The sequence below is a fragment of the Kitasatospora sp. NPDC042419 genome, assembly GCF_056437345.1.
Genome location: NZ_JBWKAW010000005.1, coordinates 313,396 through 327,225, shown reverse-complemented (window position 1 = coordinate 327,225; position 13,830 = coordinate 313,396). Strand labels below are relative to the sequence as shown.

12 protein-coding genes are annotated in these 13,830 nt (G+C 74.0%); 3 read left to right on the top strand and 9 right to left on the bottom strand.

Going from position 1 to position 13,830, the window contains the following annotated elements:
• Nucleotides 1–415 precede the first annotated feature (415 nt).
• Nucleotides 416–1,120: a helix-turn-helix domain-containing protein gene (locus AC067J_RS13555; RefSeq protein WP_478298668.1), complete on the top strand. Its 705-nt coding sequence runs from the start codon at nucleotides 416–418 to the stop codon at nucleotides 1,118–1,120.
• Here AC067J_RS13555 and AC067J_RS13550 read toward each other — a convergent pair.
• The 4 genes from AC067J_RS13550 to AC067J_RS13535 form a co-directional block, all read right to left on the bottom strand.
• Nucleotides 1,087–2,103, bottom strand: coding sequence for a trypsin-like serine peptidase (locus tag AC067J_RS13550; protein ID WP_478298666.1), 1,017 nt, complete (start codon nucleotides 2,101–2,103; stop codon nucleotides 1,087–1,089). The two genes, AC067J_RS13555 and AC067J_RS13550, sit on opposite strands and share 34 nt — an antisense overlap.
• 355 nt (nucleotides 2,104–2,458) lie before the next feature.
• Nucleotides 2,459–3,910, bottom strand: coding sequence for an MFS transporter (locus tag AC067J_RS13545; RefSeq protein WP_478298970.1), 1,452 nt, complete (start codon nucleotides 3,908–3,910; stop codon nucleotides 2,459–2,461).
• Nucleotides 3,911–4,325: 415 nt separating this feature from the next.
• Complete coding sequence (locus AC067J_RS13540) at nucleotides 4,326–6,050, bottom strand: DUF885 domain-containing protein (protein ID WP_478298664.1); 1,725 nt, start codon at nucleotides 6,048–6,050, stop codon at nucleotides 4,326–4,328.
• Between the two features lie 105 nt (nucleotides 6,051–6,155).
• On the bottom strand, nucleotides 6,156–6,854 hold the full coding sequence (locus AC067J_RS13535) for a rhomboid-like protein (RefSeq protein ID WP_478298662.1): 699 nt from the start codon (nucleotides 6,852–6,854) through the stop codon (nucleotides 6,156–6,158).
• A 184-nt stretch (nucleotides 6,855–7,038) separates the two neighbouring features.
• Between AC067J_RS13535 and AC067J_RS13530 the strand changes: the two genes are divergently transcribed.
• Nucleotides 7,039–7,776: a TetR/AcrR family transcriptional regulator gene (locus tag AC067J_RS13530; protein WP_478298660.1), complete on the top strand. Its 738-nt coding sequence runs from the start codon at nucleotides 7,039–7,041 to the stop codon at nucleotides 7,774–7,776.
• Between the two features lie 76 nt (nucleotides 7,777–7,852).
• On the opposite strand, the gene AC067J_RS13525 is transcribed toward AC067J_RS13530, so the two are convergent.
• Nucleotides 7,853–8,713, bottom strand: coding sequence for a fumarylacetoacetate hydrolase family protein (locus tag AC067J_RS13525; protein WP_478298658.1), 861 nt, complete (start codon nucleotides 8,711–8,713; stop codon nucleotides 7,853–7,855).
• Between the two features lie 301 nt (nucleotides 8,714–9,014).
• On the opposite strand from AC067J_RS13525, the gene AC067J_RS13520 reads away from it, so the two are divergent.
• Entirely contained in the window at nucleotides 9,015–9,716 is a 702-nt protein-coding gene (locus AC067J_RS13520; RefSeq protein ID WP_478298656.1) for an MBL fold metallo-hydrolase, read from the top strand.
• On the opposite strand, the gene AC067J_RS13515 is transcribed toward AC067J_RS13520, so the two are convergent.
• The 4 genes from AC067J_RS13515 to AC067J_RS13500 form a co-directional block, all read right to left on the bottom strand.
• On the bottom strand, nucleotides 9,672–10,865 hold the full coding sequence (locus AC067J_RS13515; RefSeq protein ID WP_478298654.1) for a serine/threonine-protein kinase: 1,194 nt from the start codon (nucleotides 10,863–10,865) through the stop codon (nucleotides 9,672–9,674). The two genes, AC067J_RS13520 and AC067J_RS13515, sit on opposite strands and share 45 nt — an antisense overlap.
• A gap of 86 nt (nucleotides 10,866–10,951) precedes the next feature.
• The gene (locus AC067J_RS13510) at nucleotides 10,952–11,941 is read right to left on the bottom strand and encodes an ABC transporter substrate-binding protein (protein WP_478298652.1); all 990 of its coding nucleotides are present in this window, start codon (nucleotides 11,939–11,941) and stop codon (nucleotides 10,952–10,954) included.
• 58 nt (nucleotides 11,942–11,999) lie between these two features.
• Nucleotides 12,000–12,752, bottom strand: coding sequence for an amino acid ABC transporter ATP-binding protein (locus tag AC067J_RS13505; RefSeq protein WP_478298968.1), 753 nt, complete (start codon nucleotides 12,750–12,752; stop codon nucleotides 12,000–12,002).
• A 38-nt stretch (nucleotides 12,753–12,790) separates the two neighbouring features.
• A complete protein-coding gene (locus tag AC067J_RS13500) occupies nucleotides 12,791–13,807 on the bottom strand; it encodes an amino acid ABC transporter permease (RefSeq protein ID WP_478298650.1) in 1,017 nt (338 codons plus the stop codon).
• Between the last annotated feature and the right edge of the window lie 23 nt (nucleotides 13,808–13,830).

Here is a 13,830-nt window from a genome sequence, read left to right as displayed (position 1 = left end):
CCGCTGCGGATGCCGCCAATGCCAACAGACCGGTAAAGCCCGCCGCAAGGGCCACTCGCCCCGCCGGCGCCGGACAATCGCCTCGGCCGGACACCACCCGGACCCATCTTCACCCAGGCCAGGGCGGCGGAATCCGTCCCACCGCATTCCGGACGAATTGAATCAACGGCCCCCGGCAAGACCCCGTGGCGGTAACTTCTACAACATCGGACGATGCAAAGAAGAGGCAAAGGGCATTGACCTTGGGAGAACCCGGTGACTACCGTGGTCGCACCCATACGTGTACCACCCGGAACGTCATTCGAGGCGATTCACGACATCGCACCGCAGTCGGCTGGCCGAACCGGTCGGACCGGGTTCCGGCCGTTACCGGGAACAACGGCCGACCGGGCGGCACGCCGTGGGGAGGGCGGCAATGGCGCGACGCAAGAACGCGGTGTCCCCGGCGGCACCGCACTACGAACTGGCCCAGTGGCTGCGCGCCCTGCGCGCGGAGTCCGGCCTCACGTACCGGCAGATGGCCGGCCGGATCACCCGGTCCGGGTGCTCGCCGGCGACCCTGTCACGGGCCGACAGCGGCTCCGCACTGCCCCGGCTGGGAGTGGTCGAGGCGTACGCGGCGGCCTGCGGGGCCTCGGTCCGCGAGGCGCGACAGCGCTGGGAGCGGGCCGCCTCCGGGGCGGGCACGGCGGCGGCCCGCGCCGAACGGCGGCCGGGCGCCGCGCCGCCGGGCGGGCGGGCCCGAAGACTGGAGCTGGTCTACGAGCCGGCCCACCTGCTGGAGGCGATGCACCGGCTGCGGCTGGCCGCCGGGCAGCCCTCGCTGCGCGAACTCCAGGAGCGGGCCAGGACGGGCGGTTTCGGGGTCCTGCCGCGCAGCACCCTGGCGGACGTGCTGGCCGGGCTCCGGATGCCCTCGGAGCCGCTGCTGGTCACCTACGTCCGCTGCTGCGGGATCCCGGGCGACCGGATCGCCGCCTGGCGCGCGGCCTGGTTCCGGGCGGTCGGTTGTTGCGCGCCGGCCGCGGTGCCGGCCGCCGGTGCGCGGGTGCGCTCCCTCGGGCTGCACCGGCACCGCTACGGCGGTCAGGAGCCGGCTGCGGCGGCCGCCTCGGCGTAGAGCCCGGCGATGGTGTGGTCGAAGTAGGCGCTGTACGACACGTCGGGGGTGTCGCCGCCCTCCTGGTAGCCGCCGATGGTGCCGACCACGTGGCCGGTGGTGGTGGAGATCCACGGGCCTCCGCTGGTGCCGCCCGGGTAGTCGGGGCAGTCGACGACGCGCTGGTAGGCGCTCTGCCGCCCGGTGGCGTTGGTGCAGAGGACCGGGTCCTCGCTGCCGGAGGGGTAGCCGTAGAGGCGGACGGCGGTGCCGAAGGGCTCGTCGGTGCCGAGCGGGTTGGCACCGACCACCTCCTCGATCCGGCGGCCCGAGGCGTCGGCGGCGGTCTCCAGGATGGCGAAGTCCTCGTCCGGGTCGCCGCCCCGGGACCAGCCGGCGGTGGTGTGCACGGCGGTGACGCGCCAGGTGCCGTACGGGGCCGAGCCGTCGCGGTACCCGGGGGCGAAGGTGACGCCGTCCGGGTCGTCCAGGCAGTGGGCGGCGGTGAGCAGCAGGTTGCCGGTGGTGCTGTGCAGCACGCTCGCGGTGCAGAAGTGGCTGCCCGGGCGGACGCCGCCGGTGAACAGCGCGCCGACGGTGGCCGCCTCGGGCGTCGCCGGCGCGACGGCGGTGGTGCCGAGGACGGTGGTGCCGGGGGCGGTGGACGGCGAGGCGCCGGCGGACGGCGTGGCGGTGGCGTCCGCGGGGGACGGCGTGGCGGTGGCGGCTGCGGGGGACGGCGTGGCGGTGGCGGCTGCCGGGGAGGGCGAGGGGGTGCCGGCGCCGGCGGGGAGTTCGGGCGGCGCGGGGGCGGCCGGGGCCGAGGACCGGAACGCGGGACCGGGCGGCCGGACGGCGGTCGCCTCGGAGGTCGCGCTGTGGCTGCCCGCGAGGACGGCGGCGACGGTGAGGACGGCCAGGGCCGTGCCGGCCAGCACGCCGCGGACCAGGGCGGTGCGGGCCGGCGGGCGGCGTCGTGGTCTGCGGCGGCGGTGCTGGCCCATGCCCGGTCGGCTCCTGCCCTGGTCGGCGTCGGTGTGAGGACGCTCCGACTATGGCGGTCGGAGCTGGGAGGGCCGTGATGCACGGCTGGGAGGCGGATGAGAATTCAGCCGGTCGCCCCCGTCTGCACCCTCCGGCACCCTTCGACGCCCTCCGGCCCGGCTCCCGGCCCGGCTCCCGTCGGGGCAGGGGCGGGAGCCGGGCCGGGCCGATCCGGGTGCGGGGTGCGGGGTCGGGGTGCGGGGTACGGGGTCGGGGTGCGGGGTCGGGGTGCGGGGTCGGGAGCGGCGCGGACGGGTCGCCGGGGCGGGCCGGAGGGTGACTGCGTGACCTCGCGGCGGGCCTCGGCGGATCGCCTCAGGAGGCGCGCTGCCGCTGGTCCGGCGCCTGCGCGCCCGCCGTGGCGGGGGCCTCGGCGGTGCCGTCCACGGCGCCGGTGGCCTCACCCGGTGCCGGCCGGTGGTCGATCATCACGAACGCGATCAGCGCGGCCACCAGCAGGATGCCCATCGCCACCCAGGTGGCCACCACGTAGCCGTGCACCGCGCCCTGGGCCTGGACCCCCGGATCGGAGCCGATCCGGGTGGCGAGGTAGCTCGCGGTGGCGCTGGCCGCGATGGTGTTGAGCAGCGCGGTGCCGAAGGAGCCGCCCACCTGCTGGGCCGAGTTGATGGTGGCCGAGGCCGCGCCTGCCTCGTTGGGCGCGACCCCGAGGGTGGCCAGGCTCATCGACGGCATGAAGACCAGGCCCATGCCGAAGCCCAGCAGGAGTTCGGCGGGCAGCACCATGCCGACCCAGGGGCTGTCCACCTTCATCTGGGTCAGCCAGGCCATGCCGGCGGCCGCGAGCAGCAGCCCGGGGCCGATCAGGTTGCGGGACGGCACCCTGGTCATCAGCCTGGCCGAGATGGCGGTGGAGCCGATCACGATGGCGGCGGTCATCGGCAGGAAGGAGACGCCCGACATCACCGGCGAGAAGCCCTTGATGACCTGGAGGTAGTAGGTCAGGAACAGGAACAGGCCGAACATGCCGACCATGGCCAGGCCGACCGACAGCGCGCCGCCGCCGCGGTTCCGCTCGGCGACGATGTGCAGCGGCAGCAGTGCGTGCGGGGTCCGCTTCTCGACCAGGACGAACACGCCGAGCAGGGCGACGCCGAACACCAGCGAGCCCAGGACCAGCCAGTCGCCCCAGCCCCGGCTCACCGCCTCGGACATGCCGAACACGATGGCGAGCAGGCCGCCGCAGCCGAGCACGGCGCCCGGCAGGTCGAGCTTGACCCGCTTCCCCTTGGAGATGTGGTCGCGGGACAGGACGGAGAAGGCGGCGAAGGCGGTCGCGATCGCGATCGGGGTGTTGACGAACAGGCACCAGCGCCAGTTCAGGTACTCGGTGAGGAGTCCGCCGAGCAGCAGGCCGATCGCGGCGCCGCCGCCGGCGATCGCTCCGAAGATGCCGAACGCGGTGCTCCGCTCCTTCGGGTCGGAGAAGGTGGTGGAGAGCAGCCCCAGGGCCGAGGGCGCGAGCAGCGCGCCGAAGGCGCCCTGGAGGGCCCGGGCCGCGAACAGCATCTCCGGTCCGCTCGCGGCACCGCCGACCGCGGAGGCGAGGGCGAAGCCGAGCAGGCCGATGGTGAAGACGCGTTTGCGGCCGTAGAGGTCGCCGAGCCGGCCGCCGAGCAGCAGCAGGCCGCCGAACGCCAGGGTGTAGGCGGTGATCACCCACTGCCGGTCGGCGTCGGATATGCCGAGGTCCTTCTGGGCCGATGGCAGGGCGATGTTCACGATGGTGATGTCGAGGACGATCATCAGCTGGGCGATGGCGATGACCGCCAGGGCCCACCAGCGGCGGGGGTCCGGCGTCTCGTGACGAGTGGCAGCTGTGGAAGACACGGGGAGCCTTTCCGGAGGGGTGCGGAGAGGTCACGCAGTCGTCTTCAAGCCAAACGCGAGCCAGGACGGATGGCAAGGAAAAACATCACCAAATCGGGTGAAATGGGACCAAAGAACCAGAGGCCCGGGACCGGAGGCCGAGCGGTCCCGGGCCGGAGGTCGGACGCCCCGGAACCTGCCTCGGGACCGGCCCCGGCACCGGCACCGGAACGGGTCCTGGGACCGGCCCCGGGGCGGGTGCCGCAACGGCGGCGGGCCCCCGGGGATGCTCCCCGGGGGCCCGCCGAACGGTCCCGCGCCGACAGTGCGCCGACGGCGCGGCGCCGGCCGGCTACAGCGCCGACAGCTCCGCGACCAGGTCGTCCAGGCCCAGCGAGCCCTGCGACAGCGCCGCCATGTGCCAGGCCTTGAGGTCGAACACCTCGCCGCGCGCCTCGTGCGCCGCCCGGGCGGCCGCCCGCCCGCGCAGCCAGGCGCGCTCGCCCAGCTTGTAGCCGATCGCCTGGCCCGGCATCCCCAGGTAGCGGACCAGCTCGCTGTCCAGGACGTCCGACGACAGCCCGCAGTACAGGCCGAAGAACTCGCGCGCGGCGTCCGGCTCGACCCGCTCGCCCGGCCGGTACGGCGAGTCCGCCGGGAAGTCCAGGCCCGCGTGCATGCCGATGTCGACGATGACCCGCAGCGCCCGCATCATCTGGGCGTTGAGGTAGCCCAGCCGGTGGCCCGGGTCGGTCAGGTAGCCGAGCTCGTCCATCAGGCGCTCGGCGTACAGCGCCCAGCCCTCCAGGTTGGCGCTCACCCCGCCGACGCTGACCTGGTAGGTGGAGAGCCGGTCCGCGACGTAGTTCCACTGCGCGAGCTGCAGGTGGTGGCCCGGGACGCCCTCGTGGTACCAGGTCGAGACGAGGTCCCACTCCGGGAAGCGCTCACGGCCCAGGGTGGGCAGCCAGGTGCGTCCGGGGCGGGTGAAGTCCAGCGAGGGCGCGGTGTAGTACGGCGCCGCGGCGCTGCCGGCCGGGGCGATCATCGACTCGACCTTGGTGAGCGGCTCGGCCAGGTCGAAGTGGGTGCCCTGGAGGTCGGCGATCGCCCGGTCCATCTGGCCCTGGAGGTAGCTGCGGGCGGCCTCCGCGCCGTGCTGCGCGGGGCCGTCGCTCTCCAGCCACTTCATCGCCTCCATCGGGGCGGAGCCGGGGCGCACCTTCTCGGCCTCGACCCGCATCTGGGCGTCGAGGTCGTGGAACTCCCGCCAGGCCCACGCGTACGCCTCGTCGAGGTCGAGGTCCGCGCCGGTCCAGTAGCGGACCCAGCGGGTGTAGCGCTCGCGGCCGACGGCGTCGGGCGCGCCGGCGGCGGCCGGCGCGTAGTGGTCGCGCAGCCAGTCGCGCAGCCCGGCGAGCGCCTCGGCGGCCGCGACGGCGTGCTCGGTGAGGCCCGCGCGCAGCGGCTCGGGAGCCTCCCGGACCAGCTCGCCGAACCACCCGCCCGGCACGTCGCCCTCCAGCCACTCGCCCAGCTGACCGACCACGGTGACCACCTGCCGGGGACCGGAGAGCAGACCGCGCTCGATGCCCTCGACCAGGGTCTCGCGGTACCCGGCCAGCGCGGCCGGCACCCGGGCGATGCGGCGGCCGATCACCTGCCACTGCTCGTCGGTGTCGGTGGGCATGAGGGTGAAGACCTCGCGCACGTTGTGCACCGGCGAGCCCAGGTTGCGAACCGCCCGGTACTCCTCCCCCGCCTCGTGCACGGCGAGTTCCGCGGTGAGCCGCTCCCGCAGCAGGCGGGCGCAGCGCCGTTCGGCCTCGTCCCGGGGGGCGCCGGACGCCTCGGCCGCGTCGAGCGCCGCCTCCGCCTCGCCGAGCCGGGCGAGGGTGCGGCGGCCGAGCGCGGCGATCGCCCCGGCGCCGGCCGGGGAGAGGTCGGGGAGGCGGTCGTCCTCGGGGTTGAGGCCCAGGTACACCGCGGTCAGCGGGTCGAGCTCCGCGAGCTCCCGCACGTGGTCGTCGGCGATACGGCGGGGGGTGGTGCCGTCGGAGGTGATCAGTTCAGCCATCCGGACATCATTTCGCGGCCGGGGCCGTTTGCAAGCCCCTCACCGGTGGCATGGACCGGCCAATTCGGACGAACGCCCGGTTTTCGCCTGACCGTTCGGGACCGTTCACCCCGGCAGGCGGCGCGACCACCACCGCCGCAGCGCCGGACCCGGGTCCCAGAGCGGCCGTCCGCGCGCGAAGCGGAAGAAGCACAGGCCGATCAGGACGGCGCTGAAGTGCCCGAGATCCGTGAACGTGTGCGAGACCGCCAGCGGCACCGAGTAGAACAGCAGCACCCCTCCCCCGTACAGCAGGCGCCAGCGGCCGGCGAACCGGTAGGTGAGCACGGCGACCACCCCGGCCAGCGCGTACGAGACGCCGACGTCCACGGTGTCCGCCATGCTCCGCTGCACACTGCCCCGGACGATCCCCCAGGCCACCAGGCCCTCGCTCACCACGGTGGCCAGCACGTGCGAGGTGGCGGCCACCGTGAACCAGCGCAGCGTGCCCAGCCAGCGCTCGGCGTTGGCGTGGAAGAGCGTGAAGAGGACGAGGTACAGCGGCCAGCTCGCCTGCTCCGTCCAGAGCGCGCTGGCCACCAGGGCGTGCACCGGCCGCGAGCGCAGCTGGTCGAGGTTGGTCGAACGGGCCGCCAGGAACCAGTCCAGGCTCGCCGGGTCCATCCGCGCCACCACGAAACTGGTGACGGCCAGGACCAGCAGCCACAGGTACGTCCCGGGCGCCGAGCGGACCCACCGCCACACCGCCCGCGGCAGCCCGAGCAGCCTGCGGGCCCGGCTCGGCCGCTCCAGCGTCTGCGCCATCCGGCGGGCCTCCTCCGTGCGGCGGCCGTACGGCGACCGTCGGGCTCCATCCTCGGTGGTCGCGCGGCTGCCCGCCTCCGGACCGTTCCGATCGGCTCCGGCCCCGGGGCGGCCGCAAACGTCCGTTCGGAAGATCGGTGCACGCCCGGATCCGATCCGGCCGGCGGCGGTTACGCTGACCGGCATGGAAGCCAGCTCAGCGCCCGTCCCGCCCGCCCCCGAGCCGGCCCGGCCGCGGCGTGCCGGGTACCGGCGGCTGCCGGTGCAGCAGCGGCGGGAGCAGCTGATCGCGGTGGCGCTGGAGCTGTTCGCCACCCGGCCGCCCGAGGAGGTCGGGCTGGACGACGTGGCGGAGGCCGCCGGGGCCTCCCGGCCGCTGGTGTACCGCTACTTCGCGGGCGGCAAGCAGCAGCTGTACGAGGCCGCGCTGCGCAGCGCGGCCGAGGAGCTGACCGGCCGGTTCGCGGTGCCGCTCGCCGGCACCCCGACCGAGCAGCTGGCGGCCGTGCTGGAGCGGTACTTCGCGTTCGTCGAGGAGCACGGCGCCGGCTACTCGGCGCTGCTGCGGGGCGGTTCGGTGGTGGAGACGGCGCGGACCTCGGCGATCGTGGACGACGTCCGGCGGGCCGCGCTGAAGCGGACGCTGCGGCACCTCGGGGTGCGCGAGGCCGGGCCGCGGCTGACCATGCTGGTGCGCTCGTGGATCTCGGTGGTCGAGGGCGCCTCGCTGAGCTGGCTGGACGAGGGGCGGGTGCTGCCGGTCGCCGAGCTGCGGGAGTGGCTGGTGGACCAGTTCGTGGCGATGGCCGCGGCGACGGCGCTGCACGATCCGCAGACCGCCGGGGTGCTGACCTCGCTGCTGGCCCTGGAGGGCGCGGACTCGCCGCGGACCGCGCGGCTGCGGGCGGTGCTCGCGCCGTAGGGCAGTGCTCGCACCCCAGGGCGGTGCTCGCGCCGTAGGAGCCCGACCCCCGTGCCCGGGGTCGGGCGCGCGGCGGTCAGGCCTTGCCGAGCACCTGGCGCTGCCGGCCGAGCCCGTCGATCTCGATCTCGACGACGTCGCCCGGCGTCAGGAACGGCGTGCCGGGGCGGCCGAGGGTGACGCCGGCGGGGGTGCCGGTGACGACGACGTCGCCCGGCTCCAGCACCATGAACTGGCTCGCGTACCGGATCAGCTCCAGCACCGGGAAGACCATCTGCCCGGTGGAACCGTCCTGCCGCAGCTCGCCGTTGACCCAGAGCCGCAGCGGCAGCCGCTGCGGGTCCGCCACCTCGTCCGCGGTGACCAGCCAGGGCCCGAGCGGGGTGAAGGTCTCCGCCGACTTCCCCTTGTCCCACTGGCCGCCGCGCTCGAACTGGAAGGCCCGCTCGGTGACGTCGTTGGCGATCGTGTACCCGGCGATCACCCCGGCCGCCGCAGCGTGGTCCTCCAGGTAGCGGGCGGTACGGCCGATCACCACGGCCAGTTCGGCCTCGTAGTCGGTCTTCTCGCCGCCGCGCGGCACCAGCACCTCGTCGTACGGGCCGACCACGGTGGAGCTCGGCTTGAGGAAGATCACCGGCTCGTCCGGGATCGCCGCGCCGGCCTCGGCCGCGTGGTCGCGGTAGTTGAGGCCGATGCCGACCACCTTGCCCGGCCGGGCGACCGGCGCACCGACCCGCCGGCCGGCGATGTCGGCGAGCGGCAGCCGCCCGGCGGCCGTCGCTCCGGCCAGTTCGGCCAGCGCGGCGGCGTCCAGCCCGGCGAGGAACCCGCCGTCGATGTCCGGGGTCACCCCGGAGAGGTCGTACGCGGTGCCGTCCTGGCCCAGCACGACCGGGCGCTCGGCGCCCGGCGGGCCGACACGGAGGAGCTTCATCTGAGCCTCACCATCAAGTTCGTCGCAGCTCACCGGGGCGGTCACGGACCGCGCCGGCCTCTTGTCTGCGAGGTATATCAACGGCCCGCACCCCGGGACCAGACCGTCCCGGTCGGCGAAATCCTCCCAACCCGCACAGGCCGGGCGGCGCGTTCTCGGGCGCCCGCACGGTTGACACCCCGCTGACACCCCGCCCGTACGGTGGACACCCCGCCCGCGCGGCGGTCCGCCGACGGCGAAAACCCCACGCCCAGGGCGAACAGCAGGAGTGAACGGTCACCCGCCGGTCCAGGATCCGAGCATGGAGACCACCCGGATACGCCCCGAACTGACCCTGATCACACTCGACTTCGGCACCGTCTACCTCTGGCGCGACGAGGACGGCACGCTCACCCTGGTCGACACCGGCATCGCCGGCCAGGCCGACGCGATCGAGGCGGCGATCCGCGCCGTCGGCGCCGACCCGGCCGCGCTGCGCACCGTCGTGCTCACCCACCACCACGAGGACCACACCGGCTCGGCGGCCGAGCTGGCGAAGCGGCTGGGCGCCGAGGTCGTCGCGCACAGGCTGGAGGCCCCCGTGATCCGGGGCGAGCAGGAGCCCGCGCCGTTCGTGCTGAGCCCCTTCGAGCAGCAGATCTGGGACAGCCTGCCGCCGCGGCCCCCGGCCCCGCCGTGCGAGGTGCACCGCGAGGTCGAGGACGGCGAGGTGCTCGGCTTCGGCGGCGGCGCGGTGGTGGTGCACGTGCCGGGGCACACCGACGGCTCGATCGCGCTGCACCTGCCCGGCCCCGGAGTGCTGTTCACCGGGGACATCGCGGCCAACGTGGACGGCCGGACCATGCCCGGCATCTTCAACACCGATCCGGAGCTGGCCGTCGGGTCGTTCCGCCGGCTGGCCGCGCTGGACTCCCGGACGGTGCTGTTCGGGCACGGCGACCCGGTCGTCGAGGACGGCTCAGCCGTGCTGCGGCGTGCCGTCGAGCAGCTCGGCCAGCACTAGCGGCCGCACCGGGCCGGGGCCCGCGAGGACGGTCTCGCGCTCCCAGCGGTCCAGGTCGCGTTCGACGTCGGCGCGGGCCCGCTCGTGGCCGTCCAGGGCCGGGACCAGTTCGCGCAGCAGCGCGACGGCCGCCCCCGGACTGCCCGAGCGGGCCAGCCAGAGCGCCAGGTCGTGGCAGGTCCGCAGGGTCCGCGGGTCGGCCGCGCCGAAGGCCCGGGCGAACTCGGGGATCAGCGCCCTCAGCTGCTCGACGGCCCGCTCCGGCGAGCCGGCCGCGCCGCGCCGCCAGGCGTCGTCGGCCCTGGTCCGCAGCTGCTCCGGGTCGGGGCCGAGCCTGATGTCCCGCAGCCGGCGGCGGACCTCGGCCGCGTCGGCGGGCCGGTCGGCCGGCTCCTTGGCGAGCAGTTGCAGGACCAGCCGGTCGAGCGCCGGGTCGGCGGTGCGCGGCGGCGGCGGGGCCTCGTTGAGGTGCTGGAACATCATGGTGACCGCCGAGCCCGCGTTGAACGGGCGGCGGCCGCTGCAGAGCTGGTAGAGCAGCACGCCGAGCGCGTACAGGTCGGCCCGGCCGTCGATCCGCCCGCCGGCCCAGCACTCGGGCGCCAGGTACGGCGGGGTGCCGATGACCACGCCGGTGGAGGTGAGCCCGCTGCCGGACTGGGTGAGCAGACGGGCGATGCCGAAGTCCAGCACCTTGGCCTCGCCGGTGTCGGCGATCATGATGTTCTCGGGCTTGATGTCCCGGTGCACCACGCCCGAGCGGTGCGCGGCGTCCAGCGCCTTGCAGACCTGCCGCATCCACTTGAGGGAGACCGCCGGGTCGGGGGTGCCGTCGCGGAGCAGCGCGGAGAGCGGGCGGCCCCGGACGAGTTCCATCACCAGGTAGTGGGTCCACCGGGGGCCGTCCTGCACCCGGCCGTAGTCGTGCAGGGTGACGATGTGCGGGTTGGAGAGGCCGCCGACGGTCTTGGCCTCGCGGATGAACCTGCTGACCGCCTCCTCGTCGCTGGCCTTCTCCTCGGAGAGCACCTTGAGCGCGACCGGCCGGCCGATGGTCTCGTCGTAGGCGGCCCACACCACACCGAAGCCGCCCTGCCCGAGCTCCCGGTCCAGCCGGTAGCGGCCGCCCACGACATCGTCCGCCTTCATGCCTTCCCCCAAGTCCGCCGGATTCGAACGCCGTTCATCCTGACCGGGTCACGATAGCGGTGGGGGAAGGCGTGGAGGTGAACGGGTCAGGGCTTGGGCTTGGGCAGGCCGACCGGGTTGATCTCGGACGTCGGGACGGCCTCCGCGTCCAGCCCCCAGCGCTTCAGGACCTGTCCGTAGGTGCCGTTCTTGATGACCTCGTTGATCGCGCCGTTGAGCGCCTGGACCAGGCCGCTGTCCTTCTTCGTGGTGGCCCCGATCTTGCCGAGGACGTCCGCGCCGCCGCCCGAGTAGGTGCCGATCACCTCGGTCTCGCCGGTCTGCACGCCGTGGAAGGCGGCCACCGGGTTGGGGCCGACGTAGGCGTCGATCCGGCCGGAGGAGAGCGCCAGGTAGTAGTCGGAGGAGCTCTGGAAGTACTTGATGTCGGCGGCCTTCAGGCCGTTCTTGACGTTCTCCTCGTTCCAGGAGATCAGCAGCTTCTCCTGGTTGGTGCCGGAGGAGACGGCGACGGTCTTGCCGGCGATGTCCTTGGGCCCGGTGACCTTCCAGCCGCTGCCCTTCTTCGCCTCGAATCCGAGGATGTCCAGGCGGTAGGTGGCGAAGTCGTACTTCTCCTTGCGGGCCTCGGTGACGGTGATGTTGGAGATGCCGACGTCGTACTTGCCGCTGTCCAGGCCGACGAAGATGTTCTCCCAGGAGACCGGGTTGAACTCGACCTTGAGGCCGAGCACGTTGCCGATCAGCGAGGCGAGGTCGGGCTCGACGCCGATGATCGTCTTGTCGTCGTTGGCGTAGAAGTCCAGCGGCGGGGTGGTGCCGAGCGAGTCGACCACGGTCAGTGTGCCGCGCTTTCTGATCTCCTCCGGCACCAGCGCCGCGATGGCGTCGACCTTCGGCGTGGTCACCCGGTTCTGGTTCGGGGTCAGGTTGACCGTGGTGCCGTTCGGAGCGGTGCTGCCCTTCGCGGGGGCGAGTTCCGCCGCGGCGTCCGAGGAGCTTCCGCAGGCGGCCAGGGTGAGGGCGGCGGCGAGCGCGGCGGCGGCGGTCACGAGGGCGCGACGGGGTAGGGACATGGCGGAACTCCTGCGGGGTGGAAGGGGGTTGCTCGGGAGGGTTGCCCGGGAGGGGGCGTCAGAGGACCTTGGCCAGGAAGGCCCTGGTCCGCTCGTGCTGCGGGTCGTCGAGGACGGCCGCCGGCGGGCCCTGTTCGACCACCACGCCGTCGTCCATGAAGACCACGGTGTCGGCGACCTCGCGGGCGAAGCCGATCTCGTGGGTGACCACGATCATCGTGGTGCCGCCCAGGGCGAGGTCCTTGATGACGTCGAGCACCTCGCCGACCAGCTCCGGGTCGAGGGCCGAGGTCGGCTCGTCGAAGAGCAGCACCTTCGGGTCCAGTGCCAGCGCCCGGGCGATCGCCACCCGCTGCTGCTGGCCGCCGGAGAGCTGGCGCGGGTAGGCGTCCGCCCGGTCGGCCAGGCCGACCCGGCCGAGCAGCTCCAGCGCCCGCGCCCTGGCCTCGGCCTTGGGCCGGCGCAGCGCGCTGACCGGCGCCTCGACGATGTTCTCCAGCACGGTCAGGTGCGGGAAGAGGTTGAAGTTCTGGAAGACGAAGCCGATGTTGGTCCGCTGCCGCAGGACCTCGCGCTCCTTCAGCTCGTGCAGCCGGTCCCCGGACCGGCGGTAGCCGATCAGCTCGCCGTCGATCGCCACGAAGCCCTTGTCCACCTTCTCCAGGTGGTTGATCGAGCGCAGCAGGGTGGACTTGCCGGAGCCGGACGGGCCGAGCACCACGGTCACCGAGCCGACCGGGACGTCGAGGTCGACGCCGCGCAGCACGGTCTGCGGGCCGAAGCTCTTGTACAGGCCGCGGACCTGCACCATGGGCCCCCCGGCGGTGGCGGGTTCCTTGACGGTGGTGGTCACGAGCGTCCTCCGGGGGCGGTCTCGGCGGGGCCGGTCCCCGGGGGGCCGGTGCGGGCGCGCAGGCCGCGGGCGAAGGCCCGGGCCCGCTGGAGCGGGGTGGGCGGCGGGTTGCGGTCGGCGCCCCGGGCGAAGTAGCGCTCGACGTAGTACTGGCCGATCGACAGCACGGTGGTGAGCAGCACGTACCAGACGGTGGCGACCATCAGCATCGGCACCACCCGGCCGGTGCGGCCGTAGACCACCTGCACCTGGTAGAAGAGCTCGCCGATGGCCATCACGTAGACCACCGAGGTGCCCTTGAAGAGCGAGATCACCTCGTTGGCGGCGGACGGCAGGATGCCGCGCATCGCCTGCGGCAGCACGATCCGCCAGGCCTGGCGCCAGCGCGGCACGCCCAGGGCGGCGGCGGCCTCGCGCTGGCCGGCGTCGACGGCGATGATGCCGCCGCGGATGATCTCGGCGGCGAACGCGGCCTGGTGCAGCCCGAGGCCGAGCACGGCCGCGCCGAGCGCGCCCAGCACGCCGACCGTCTCGAAGTCGCCGAAGGTCGGGCCGAACGGGATGCCGACGCCGAACCGCTTGTAGAGGTACGACAGGTTGAACCAGAAGACCAGCTGGACGATCAGCGGGATCGAGCGGAACGCCCAGACGTAGGCCCAGGCGATGGTCTGCAGGATCGCGCTGCGGGAGAGCCGCATCGCGGCCACCACGGCGCCCAGCAGGAAGCCCAGCAGGGTGCCGTAGGCGGTGAGTTCGACGGTCCGGCCGACCGCGCGCAGGATGGTGTCTGCGGAGAAGTAGACCCGGAAGGTCGCCCAGTCCCAGCCGGGGTTGGTGGCCAGCCCGTGGGCGAACTGGGCGAGGACGACGAGGGCGCCGAGGCCGGCGGCCCAGCGCCAGGGGTGCCGGGCGCGGACGGTGCGCAGCCCGGCCAGTTCGCCGATGTCGAGCGGGGCGGCGGCCGGTCTGCCCGCGGACTTGCCGAGGACGGCCGGGGTGGTGGTGACGGTCATGGTGGGATTCCTCCAAGGGGCCC

Excerpts from the sequence above, each read along its gene's own strand:
- AC067J_RS13500 (WP_478298650.1), bottom strand. The coding sequence starts at position 13,807 with ATGACCGTCACCACCACCCCGGCCGTCCTCGGCAAGTCCGCGGGCAGA.
- AC067J_RS13510 (WP_478298652.1), bottom strand. The coding sequence starts at position 11,941 with ATGTCCCTACCCCGTCGCGCCCTCGTGACCGCCGCCGCCGCGCTCGCC.
- AC067J_RS13525 (WP_478298658.1), bottom strand. The coding sequence starts at position 8,713 with ATGAAGCTCCTCCGTGTCGGCCCGCCGGGCGCCGAGCGCCCGGTCGTG.
- AC067J_RS13535 (WP_478298662.1), bottom strand. The coding sequence starts at position 6,854 with ATGGCGCAGACGCTGGAGCGGCCGAGCCGGGCCCGCAGGCTGCTCGGG.
- AC067J_RS13515 (WP_478298654.1), bottom strand. The coding sequence starts at position 10,865 with ATGAAGGCGGACGATGTCGTGGGCGGCCGCTACCGGCTGGACCGGGAG.
- AC067J_RS13520 (WP_478298656.1), top strand. The coding sequence starts at position 9,015 with ATGGAGACCACCCGGATACGCCCCGAACTGACCCTGATCACACTCGAC.
- AC067J_RS13530 (WP_478298660.1), top strand. The coding sequence starts at position 7,039 with ATGGAAGCCAGCTCAGCGCCCGTCCCGCCCGCCCCCGAGCCGGCCCGG.
- AC067J_RS13545 (WP_478298970.1), bottom strand. The coding sequence starts at position 3,910 with ATGATCGTCCTCGACATCACCATCGTGAACATCGCCCTGCCATCGGCC.
- AC067J_RS13555 (WP_478298668.1), top strand. The coding sequence starts at position 416 with ATGGCGCGACGCAAGAACGCGGTGTCCCCGGCGGCACCGCACTACGAA.
- AC067J_RS13550 (WP_478298666.1), bottom strand. The coding sequence starts at position 2,103 with ATGGGCCAGCACCGCCGCCGCAGACCACGACGCCGCCCGCCGGCCCGC.
- AC067J_RS13505 (WP_478298968.1), bottom strand. The coding sequence starts at position 12,752 with ATGGTGCAGGTCCGCGGCCTGTACAAGAGCTTCGGCCCGCAGACCGTG.
- AC067J_RS13540 (WP_478298664.1), bottom strand. The coding sequence starts at position 6,050 with ATGGCTGAACTGATCACCTCCGACGGCACCACCCCCCGCCGTATCGCC.